The organism is Coleofasciculus sp. LEGE 07092 (assembly GCF_015207375.1).
In the GTDB taxonomy this organism is placed as follows: Bacteria; Cyanobacteriota; Cyanobacteriia; order Cyanobacteriales; family Coleofasciculaceae; genus LEGE-07092.
The window spans coordinates 1-9,775 of record NZ_JADEWY010000188.1; the positions used below are offsets into that span (position 1 = coordinate 1).

The window sequence follows — 9,775 nt, forward strand, 5'->3', positions numbered from 1 at the left end:
GTATTAAGTGAGTTGGTGTTAGTTGATGTAAGGCTTTTCTACTTGGCTTCTTGTCTAAGTTCCATCAATAATCTGGTCTGTTGAGTTAAGGTAGATAGGGTATAGTTTTCAGCCAAATATAGACTTTTATGACTATCAAAACAACCAATAATAATGACCAAAGAATTTTAATAAATCTTGAACGGAAGTGGCAATTTATATGTTCTGCTCGTTCTTTTAGAGTTTATATTGATGATTCTCAAGCCGGACGAATTAAACCAGGAACTACCGAGGAATATGAAGTTTTTAAAGGAGAGCATACGATTGAAATTAAAATTGATATGTGTAAAAGTGAGCCTTTTAAGATATCTGCTTTAACCGATAAAAGTTTACATCTAAGGTGTGGACTTAATGCCTTGGCACTTTTGAACTTTAGACTCGATGAATTTCTGATTATAGAGTCTATTTTTTTATCTAGAAAATCAAAAATAAGTCCCGTTTTATTAGAATCCTCTGTTGGGATACTTTACGGGGTTATTACTTTACTATTAATAGCTGGTTTTATTTTTTATCCTTTGACTACTCTAGGAGCTACAATTGTTATATTTTCTATTTCAATCATTAAAAGGCTTAGTAAAAATAAGAGCTTAAAGATTGTTTCTAACGGAATGGCTCCTACCCTTATTAAAGGAGATTCCATTTTTGCTAGCAAAGATTCTTTTGAACCGCAAAGAGGAGATATAATTGTTTTTGAATATACATTGGCAAGAAACAAGCGTACAAGTTTTTTGATTAGTAGGATTATTGGACTCCCTGGAGAAGACTTGAAGATAAAAGATGGACTGGTGTTCATTAACGGAGAAATTTTACATGAGGTTTATGTAGATGAATTAGCGTCCGATGATGTAACGGCTGTAATGATTCCTGCCAATCATTATTTTGTACTCGGAGATAATCGTAATGAATGTCGATATGACAGCCGTACCGTAGGATTTATCCCTAAAGAAAAAATTCAGGGAAGAGTATCTGAAATTGTTTTCCCTTTCAAGCGCAGCGGTAAGATTTGTCAACTTGACTATCCTGAATAGTTTGAGTGATTAGAATTATTGGAACTCTGGCGGGAATAGAAAAACTTTAAAAATCTCTGTGGTGATATAGTTTTTGTAAGCAGTCATCGCTTTAACTCAATTCTTAGATAGCATTCTTACTTGGCTACTAAGGCTATCTCATTGGTTTCTGATTGCTGGGTCGGTGCTGATAACTTTTCAGCAACCAAAAGCAGTAGGTTCTTCAGTTGCCTGTCATCCATGGACTCGATTAACACGTCCGCACCCGACTGTTCTGGATTCTTTCCAGCAAACAACAAGCAGAAGCAGAACCTCGAACCGGGAGCAAGCTGTTCCATTGCGTCTAGAAGGACTTCAAGGGTGGTGTGAGACATAGCTCCCCCTTTCCCATTGCGAAACTGTGATATGTGAGATGCGCTCACACCAGAACGTTTCGACAACGCTTTCCCGCTAATGCCGTATTTCCTCAGTGTCTTGTCAAAGGCTTCGTGAATTAACATTAAGGAATTTTCGCCCTCTAGATTCAGTGGGAATGAATCTAGTTTACTATTAGTGAATGTCTTTCTATTCCCCTAGAACGATCGCTAGGGACGTTCGCACTCTTGGCACTCCTGTTCAAATCCTAGCATTCACTAGGCAGAACTGGATTCGCTTGGTTTGCGCTGGTTGCAAGCCATAAGAAAACCAGCCCCGGACTCAAAACCAGCGAGATGCGGGGCAGCAACTTTTTACTTATTTCTATGATGACACAGACAAAAATTCAGGGAAAGTTTTACCCGTTGCAGCATACCGAATGGCTGAGAGCTTGCCACGAACTCACCCCAGCACAGCGAGATGTACTGTATTTTATTCGCACCTTAGACCCTTACGGGGAAGGTCTGGAGGTTTCAATCGCCGAAATAGCTCGTCAGCTATCCACCGACCAGAAAACCGTTCACCGCTCGACAGTCAGCCGCGCCCTCAAAGAACTTGATGCCAAAGGGTTTATTGACCTGGAACTTTTGATGGTCAAGGTTAATGTCAAGGCGAAAGGGATTCATTGTTGCGATGAGGCAACAGGTTGCGATGAGACAACAGTGTTGTCTCCAGACAACGAGCGTGATCATGACGCAACGAGCGTGATCATGACGCAACGAGCGCGATCGCTACGCAACAAACGACCGCCAGAACCCTCATCAGATAAAGGCTCTGACTCTCTAAGATCTAATAAGACTTATAAAGACTTTATAGACTCTCTCTCTGAGACTGAGAGAGAGAAATTTTTAGAGTTTGGTTTGAAAAAGGCAGCAGAGCTGCCCAAACCGCCGACGCTAGCTGAAAAGTGGGTCGAGAAGCATCACCAGGAACTCTACGAGCAGTTTCAGAAAACGCCGGAAGGAAAGACACTCGCACCTTCCCAAAACTGGGCAAATCATCCGCAGCGAGATGAGTGGATTGAGCAGATTCGCCAAGGGAAACCCCGATTTATCGTGCTGTATGGACCGGAAGAGGAGCAAGAAATCCGCCGTCAGTTTGCAAATTGGGCAGAGGCTAACAATCTGGTATGGGGGGCTGAGTTATGACACTTCCCAAACTTCCACGTCAGTTCGTCCGCCTTGAAGATAGCCCGGACTACGAGCGAGAAATTTGGCAACCCTCATGGCGTTGTTTCTGCTGCCGAGATAAGGGAGAAGTCGCTCCGCATTTGGCGAGTCTGGTAGTCGAAAGATACGAACTTGGCAAGGATAAAATTCCTCGCTGTCAGAATCCGGGTTGCAATGCGGGAGAAAATCTGGATTCCCTGGGAAAGAGTATGGTTGACTATCGGTTTACTGCTGCCATCTGTCAACAACTGGATGTTATCCACCGGGAAGACTGGCGGCAAACCACGCAGCTTAAAGCCGCTTGTATCGCTCAAAAAACTGCCGCTCTCGCTCAACAAAAGAGTTTGAGGAAATGCGTTAGCGAAGCGGGACGCATTAGCGTACATCGCACTCCGACTGAAGAAATGGAGGCGCAGCAGAAACACGCGGCTGTGTTGGCTGGTTGGGGATTAGAGGCGCATAATGACGATGAAAGGGATGATGCAGACCAGATTAGCAAGTAGCTAACATTCTAGGGGAAATAGGACTCTGATTATTTCCCCTAGAACGTTCCATTCCTCTTAGCCTGATTTTCACTCGGATTTATTTGCTAAATTTTGCAATTTTGTTAGACCCTGTGTCAGAGTTTGAGAAAGATTTGAAAATGAATTGTCAATCTGAAGAGCAGCTTCTTGTATCTGATTCACTGCGTTTTCGACACCAGAAGAACTCTTGGAAAAATTACTTTTCATCTCATCAGAAAACTCTGAGATGGCTTGAGCGAAATCTTCAATGAGTTGACTGGTATCTAGCTCAGCTATACCTAGCCCACGAGATTGAAGCGTTTCTATCGCTCTTTTGTCACTCTAGGAAGAGGAAAATCATAGCCAACTGATGAAAGTCAAACCCCATGGACAGTAGAGCGATCGCTTGCGTGATAGAAACCTATGTCTTAAGCCCCTATGCGGAAACTCTATTGGTGCAAGGCTTTCAGGGTTTGCTCTGGCGAGAGTGACAAAAGAGCGATATGTTTACTATTTTGTATGGTGATTCCTACGATATCGGAGAACAGACTGGAAACTTGGTTCATAACCTGAGCTATTTCCTGCTGCATATAGGGTTCAGCGTCTTTGGCTGAAATTTCATAAGGGATAAGTGCTTTGGGAGCAACTTGTTTCTCAATTCCTTGGATTTGACGAATTACATAATCTCCATTTGGTAAAACAGCATAATTCGGAATCAAAAAATAGCTACTTCTTTTTTTTGAAGTCCATAAAATATATTTTTCTGCATTGTTCATATTTTTAAAAAAAACCTCTAGTGTAAGTTTTAAATAGTCATTCTTTAATTTTTCTAATTGCTTCAATCATACGCTCACGCGGATATTGACTCCGTTCAGACCTTAGAGCATTTTCTAGCTTTTGAAGAGCTTCAGTTGCTCTCATTTCTCCAAGAGACCAGGCTGCACTTCCCCTTTGACTAGGATCGGGATTTTGCAAATATTCTATCAGTAAGGGAATTGCTTCTTGGCAATCAACTGCTCCTAGGGCAGCTAAAAGCATACGACGTACACTGATTTTGGGCTCTGGTAATTCTAATCGATGTAGTAAAGCATTTCCTGAAGTTGGATCTCCTATTTTGGCAAGAGCATCCGCTGCTGATGAACGTACCTTGAAAGAATCATTCTCAAGCATATTGATAATGATTGGAACTGCCCTCTTTTCATGCCGCCAACCAAGTACATCACAAAGAATAATACGTGCATGATCTGTTGGAGCTTCTTTAAGAGCTTTCACAAGAGCATTACTATCTACTTCATAGCGCAACCATTCAGTTGATGCCATTCCCTCCTTAATTTTCCTAAAAATTGTTTGTAATGAATTTTCAGACATTTATAAAGTTCCTCTAAAAGTTATCACTACCTTGGTGAACCATACCATCAGGATATACGTTAGTATGAGTTCCATCAGGGTGTTGTACATCCCAGTGTGGCCCAGCATGTTGATCATGTGCCCATTCCCAGTTATTGCCTTTTGCATCTATCCAGCCACCACCTTCAGGGTGCCTAACAATTTCTGGATTACCAGCCTGCTTTGGTGGCACATAGGGGTGATCCCCACCAGTCGGAAGATTATTGGCAGGATTCTTCTGGTTTGGCCGTGGAACATTTGCTTCTGTGGGTTTTGCAGGATTAAGTTCGTTTATTCTTGCCTCAATATCTCTTAATTGAGATTCAGTTACAAGAATTTCATGTTCAATAAGAGTTGGATCATCTGCTGCAAGTTCTTTTATAGCTTCTGCGTCACCTTCCAAGTCCTTTAGTCTTCTGATTAGTTCATGTCTATCCGGTGTGTCGTTGGATAGCTCATTAGCACGTTTCATGAGTTGTTTAACTCTGTGAGGTAGAGAACGAGCACGTAGGGGTAAACTCACAGCGTCAGCAGATTCTTCCAAGCGAATCAATTGCTCTTCTAAGGATTCAATAGCACCTCGTGAAGATTCCAATGCGTCTGGAGAATCCGATTCTTCTGCAAGTCTTGCTAACCTATTTGCTTCGGGTTCAGCTTCCTGGAGTTGGCGTAAAAGCTCTGCTCTCTCAGGTACATCTTCTGGAAAGTCTCTAACTTGTTCTAATAGATCAGTGATTCTTCCTCTAAGGGCAGCCGCTCTATCCTGCAAGTTCCAGCGCATAGCCTTGTTGTGTACAAGCACACCTAACGGCGATACGCAATAATTATGTAAACCATTGACCTCTATATTGTGAACAGTGAACGAACCCACACGCACATGGATATTGTCTATCGTAACAGTACCTTTATTGAGGCAAAGAAGCGTCCATCCAATTTGTAATTCTCCGGCTTTCACCCAACCCTGTGAAGGCACCCAGAAAGGATGCTCAGGGCTGCATGTAATTGTTGTTTCACCAACTTGAATATCCAGAACTTTAGGAACACTCCGAACAGATATACACTGAATAAATTGTTCTTTTTTGGAGTTTGAAGATGGGTCAAGAGACCAGACAGCTTCGTCATTCGTCAGTGTTTCAATGGTTTTCTCGCCTTCTGGTGTTAAAACCTTGGTTCCTGCAACAAAACAACCACGAGGACTTTGTTCTGGAGAATCGACTTCTGATCTAGGTGAACGAGTGGATTCAGGCTCTTCTACAGGCAAACGAGTCGATTCAGGAGTATCTCCAGGCTGACGAGGTGTAGATTCAGGAGTATCTACAGAACGACGCGATAACTTACCTCCCAACCAAGTGAAGACTCCTGCAAGAAGCATATTTGCAAGAAGACCTTCATCCCAAGAACGTTCAGGATTGGAAGCGTTATCTAAAATTGTAACAAGACCCGCAGTGACTGAAGCACCACCTACAAGTAATGCAAGAGTTTGACTTGCAGTAAGTCCCAACCCACCAGCGACTCCTCCGATAGCACCTCCTGCTATAAAGCCTCCTCCGAGAAATACTAGAGCAGCAGCACCAGCAGCACCACCGAAAGCTCCCCAAATCATATTTCTCGGAGCGCCATCTAAAAGCGCCCAACCCTCTTTTCCTCCACGATAATTCCCAACAACGGTAGCTGCTAATGCTCCAACAGCCCCTGCTATTGCTCCTGCAGCCACCAAGGCAACAGCGCCTGTTCCAAATGTTGCAATTATAAATGCACCAACCAGTAATCCAGCTACTAAACCGGCTAAAAACTCCCAACTCAACATTCCCACAAGATCGTTCCACTGGTTTTCAATCCAGGAGTTTTGTGCCCTTTCTTCAGCTCTGTGCTGTGCTTCCTCAGCTCGTTCTGCAACACTCTCTCTTGGCTCGCTTGCTTGCTCTTCAGCAGAAGTAACTTGCTCGTCAAGTCCCCCTGTATACTCCTCTAGTCCCTCTCCAAATCCACTATCAAGCTGGCTAATTTGCTCATCCAAGCTAGATGTAACTTCACTCACCATGCCGCTTTCAGCATCACTAGCTTGACTAACGGTAGTGCCAAGCTGATCAGAAATAGAGGTGACTTGTTGGCTAACCTGCCCTTGAGCTTGTCCTAGGAAGGTTTGAATTTGACTAGCAGCATTACTAGAAACAGAACTAATGGCAGTCAGAACCTGATTTCCTGCTTCAACCAAAGCACTATCTGCCTGCTGGAGAGCACCATCAGCAGTTGACATCAGATTGTTATAAGCACCATCTACCTGACCCACAATTTCTGTAGTTGCTTCAGCCGCCAATTCTGGATCAATGTCCATTTCAGCCACTTGCTGGTTGAATTGAGCCAGATGCTCATCACCAGAAGTGATCGCTTGCTGTCCCTGCTCTTGGAAAGTATTGATAGCTTGGTCACCAGCAGCATAAAGCTCCTGACTCTTTTGTGCTACTTGAGATTGCAATTGGTTCTGGATAGTTTGTTCCAAAGAAACCAGTTGCTCAATTAACTGCCCCTGTAAATTACCTAGAGCTTGATTCCCTTGACCAACAGCCTGCTGAATCGCAGTAGCAGTTTCCTGGTTAGATGTGTTCAACTGCTCGACAACTTGACCTTGCCCCTCACCCAATTGACCAGCAGCTTCCTGTCCTTGTTCTCTAAAACTACTTGCTGTTTCTGGTCCGGTTGCACGCAAATCTCCCATTGCATCAGACATACCACTGGTAATCTTATCAGCGGTATCAGAGGCAATCTCATTTGCAGCCTGGGCTTTTGCTTGAGCGATTTCTGGAGTGCTGCCTCCTACCTGAGCCTTTTCCTGACCAATTGATCGAGCCTCTTGAGCCATCCCTTGCAAACGAGACTGAACTTGTTCAGCCGAGTTATCGGCAGTTTCTAGCGATTGTTCTGCATAACTATCCCCAAGTTCTTGAGCCTGCTCTTGGCTAGAGGAGAAGGTTGTTTCCACCTCACCTAAAGTAGCTGTATGCCCCTGTTGCAAGGTGGCTAAATGGGATATCGCGTCAGTTTGCAGTTGAGCTTGGGCGCTGCTAATAATTTGTCCAATCTGTTCGCGAGCATTGGCAAATAGTGTCCGAATAGCGCTTCCTTGTTGATCACTTGCTGATATAAGTGCCTCTTGTTGTTGTTGAACACTAGCGGCGATCGCTTCTGTTCCTTGTACGAGTCGTTCGGTAAAGCGCTGCCGTGCAGCATTAGCCGCCGCAGCAACTTGCTCTAGGACTATCTGCGTCCCAGCAAAATTTGTGGAGGGTGTTTGAGTTTCTGTACTTGGTAATGAGTTGTTTTGAGCGATCGCAAATCCGATGCCACCCTGTTGAGATTGAGATGCACCCGAAGCAATTGCACCCTGGCTCGACTGTGTAGACATACCCGAATCTGGGGTCTTTCCAGCAGAAGATTGAGCAGAGGGAGCCGATGGCTGTTCTTTTTGTGACGCTCTAGGAGTATTTCCTTCTGCCGTTGGGACTTCTCCAGTCGGTTGCGACGCGGTAGCCTCATTGTTAGTTGGCGTCTTGCCGTTCTCCACTGGAGCTGTTGATGGTTCTACAGAGGCATCCCTTGTCGTTTGTAAACTCGACATGGTATTCTCTGTGGATGTAGATTGCGGCGTAGAGTTACTGGAATCACCGCCAACACCTCCAGGTCTACTAGATAGCTCAGTGGTCTGTTGCTCTGGTGTAGTATTCTCCTCATTCACCCCTGGAGTAGCGACTTCCGTTGGAGATTTTTCTACCTCCGTTGCTCCCGCCCCAGCTTCGGGTGCGCTAGAGGATGCCGAACCACCCTCTCTCCCATCCTGCGCTTGCTGATCAGAAATGTCTCCCTCATCTGGAGCAATCTCTTCAAGCGGTGGCAATGCTGGAGCTTCTTGCTCTTCAGCCGAATCAGGTTCAGCCAGAATTACACTCAATCGCTGCCACTGCTCTGGCGGGATGCGATTTTGAAGCTGTGCCATAACTGCCTTGCGGGTGGCTGGCTCCAGACTCTTGATCCGACGCTTCACCTGTCCCGAACTGTCTTCCGGGTCAGTTTGCAGGCTTTCCACGACTGCTGCAACGATAGATTCAACAGCTTCTGTCGATTCGGATGCACCTGCTTGTGGATTAGATGTAAGCGGCTCTGCCTGTTGTGGCTGGCTGACATCAACACTCATCCCACCACCATCAGCCACCTCTTTTTTCTGGAGAGGCTCTCCTCCAGCAATTGACGGGTACTCAACCCTCTGAACCCGACTGAATTGCTGAACTTTTAACTGATGCCATCGGTCGGCTTCGGGAGCAGCTACTGAAAATGACGGCTGCCTAAATGTATCAAATGTCTTCTCTAATCTGCCAAAGTTAACTTGCCTTTGAATCGGTGGTGGCGATGTACCTGGAGCATAGACGGGAATCTTCAGAAAATTATGACCAGACTGGGGGACTTTTTCCTGTTGAGCTTGTACCGTCGGTATTTGCTCTTGGTGCTGATTGCTGCCATTTGAATCTTCCCCGTCTGATGCGTCTCCTGATGCTTGCTTAACAGTTGGCTCCGCCGCTTCTATTGAATTTTCCTGACTCTCAGCTTCATCCCCTTCTGATACAGCTTGGTAGTAATGATTGGTTAACTCTCCACTAGCAAACTGTCTTTGAACGGGTAGCGGCGGTGGTGGCGTTCCTGGCGCATTGACGGGAACGTTAGAAGCGTTGTAGCCAAAACGAGATGCCCTCTCCAATTGCTCTTGGATCAAAGCCTTATTTTGTTCGGGCGACAGTTGCACGACTTCTGGAGGCGGCTTGGGGACTTTGAAGCGGCGCGGCTGCAACGGATTGGGAGCTGGCGTCTGATTAAACGCAGAGGAATTTTTTTTCCTAATCGGCTCTCGAAACGACATAGCCAGAAGCTCCCAATCAACGCTGGTCTGTCCTGTGCATCCCTATCCCCCATCTACTGTGCGTCAGGGGTTGTCTGGGTGAAAATAATTTTAATCCTACCTCAGAGATAGGCGATCGCTCCTCTATTTGGGAAAACTTAACAAATGGCGATAGCGAAGCGCTGCTGCAAAGCGCAGATCGCTTCAGGTTGTCGGAGTACTTACTTAAGCTTAACTTTGCGCCCTAATTCAGTTACTATCAATACCAAACAATAACTGACTCTTAGGAAAAACAACCTCAAACTCCGTATACTCCCCCACCTGAGAGTTAACCCCAATCTTCCCCTGATGCTTCTCCAACAACTCATACAC

General features: G+C 45.1%; 7 protein-coding genes. 3 read left to right on the plus strand and 4 right to left on the minus strand.

Going from position 1 to position 9,775, the window contains the following annotated elements; translation table 11 throughout:
• The first annotated feature begins 128 nt into the window (after positions 1-128).
• The gene (gene lepB / locus IQ257_RS27525; protein ID WP_193933390.1) at positions 129-1,067 is read left to right on the plus strand and encodes a signal peptidase I; all 939 of its coding nucleotides are present in this window, start codon (positions 129-131) and stop codon (positions 1,065-1,067) included.
• Between the two features lie 116 nt (positions 1,068-1,183).
• On the opposite strand, the gene IQ257_RS27530 is transcribed toward lepB, so the two are convergent.
• Positions 1,184-1,546, minus strand: coding sequence for a helix-turn-helix domain-containing protein (locus IQ257_RS27530; protein ID WP_193881091.1), 363 nt, complete (start codon positions 1,544-1,546; stop codon positions 1,184-1,186).
• A 240-nt stretch (positions 1,547-1,786) separates the two neighbouring features.
• Between IQ257_RS27530 and IQ257_RS27535 the strand changes: the two genes are divergently transcribed.
• Together IQ257_RS27535 and IQ257_RS27540 are read left to right on the plus strand one after the other, a co-directional pair.
• Complete coding sequence (locus tag IQ257_RS27535) at positions 1,787-2,608, plus strand: MarR family transcriptional regulator (protein ID WP_228061087.1); 822 nt, start codon at positions 1,787-1,789, stop codon at positions 2,606-2,608.
• Positions 2,605-3,132 (plus strand): hypothetical protein, encoded by a 528-nt coding sequence (locus tag IQ257_RS27540; RefSeq protein WP_193881097.1) that lies wholly within the window; start codon positions 2,605-2,607, stop codon positions 3,130-3,132. The genes IQ257_RS27535 and IQ257_RS27540 overlap by 4 nt, the downstream gene beginning before the upstream one ends.
• 449 nt (positions 3,133-3,581) lie before the next feature.
• Here the strand turns inward: IQ257_RS27540 and IQ257_RS27545 are convergent, their stop codons facing one another.
• The 3 genes from IQ257_RS27545 to IQ257_RS27555 are packed head-to-tail and all read right to left on the minus strand — an operon-like array spanning position 3,582 to position 9,424.
• Entirely contained in the window at positions 3,582-3,974 is a 393-nt protein-coding gene (locus IQ257_RS27545) for a hypothetical protein (protein WP_193881100.1), read from the minus strand.
• A complete protein-coding gene (locus IQ257_RS27550) occupies positions 3,946-4,500 on the minus strand; it encodes a HEAT repeat domain-containing protein (protein ID WP_193881103.1) in 555 nt (184 codons plus the stop codon). Before IQ257_RS27550 ends, IQ257_RS27545 begins: the two co-directional genes overlap by 29 nt.
• A gap of 13 nt (positions 4,501-4,513) precedes the next feature.
• Complete coding sequence (locus IQ257_RS27555) at positions 4,514-9,424, minus strand: polymorphic toxin type 37 domain-containing protein (protein ID WP_193881106.1); 4,911 nt, start codon at positions 9,422-9,424, stop codon at positions 4,514-4,516.
• Between the last annotated feature and the right edge of the window lie 351 nt (positions 9,425-9,775).

What these genes read in the sequence shown, in the direction of transcription:
- IQ257_RS27550 (WP_193881103.1), bottom strand. Translation starts at nt 4,500, where the DNA reads ATGTCTGAAAATTCATTACAAACAATTTTTAGGAAAATTAAGGAGGGA.
- IQ257_RS27530 (WP_193881091.1), bottom strand. Translation starts at nt 1,546, where the DNA reads ATGTTAATTCACGAAGCCTTTGACAAGACACTGAGGAAATACGGCATT.
- IQ257_RS27540 (WP_193881097.1), top strand. Translation starts at nt 2,605, where the DNA reads ATGACACTTCCCAAACTTCCACGTCAGTTCGTCCGCCTTGAAGATAGC.
- lepB (WP_193933390.1), top strand. Translation starts at nt 129, where the DNA reads ATGACTATCAAAACAACCAATAATAATGACCAAAGAATTTTAATAAAT.
- IQ257_RS27535 (WP_228061087.1), top strand. Translation starts at nt 1,787, where the DNA reads ATGATGACACAGACAAAAATTCAGGGAAAGTTTTACCCGTTGCAGCAT.
- IQ257_RS27555 (WP_193881106.1), bottom strand. Translation starts at nt 9,424, where the DNA reads ATGTCGTTTCGAGAGCCGATTAGGAAAAAAAATTCCTCTGCGTTTAAT.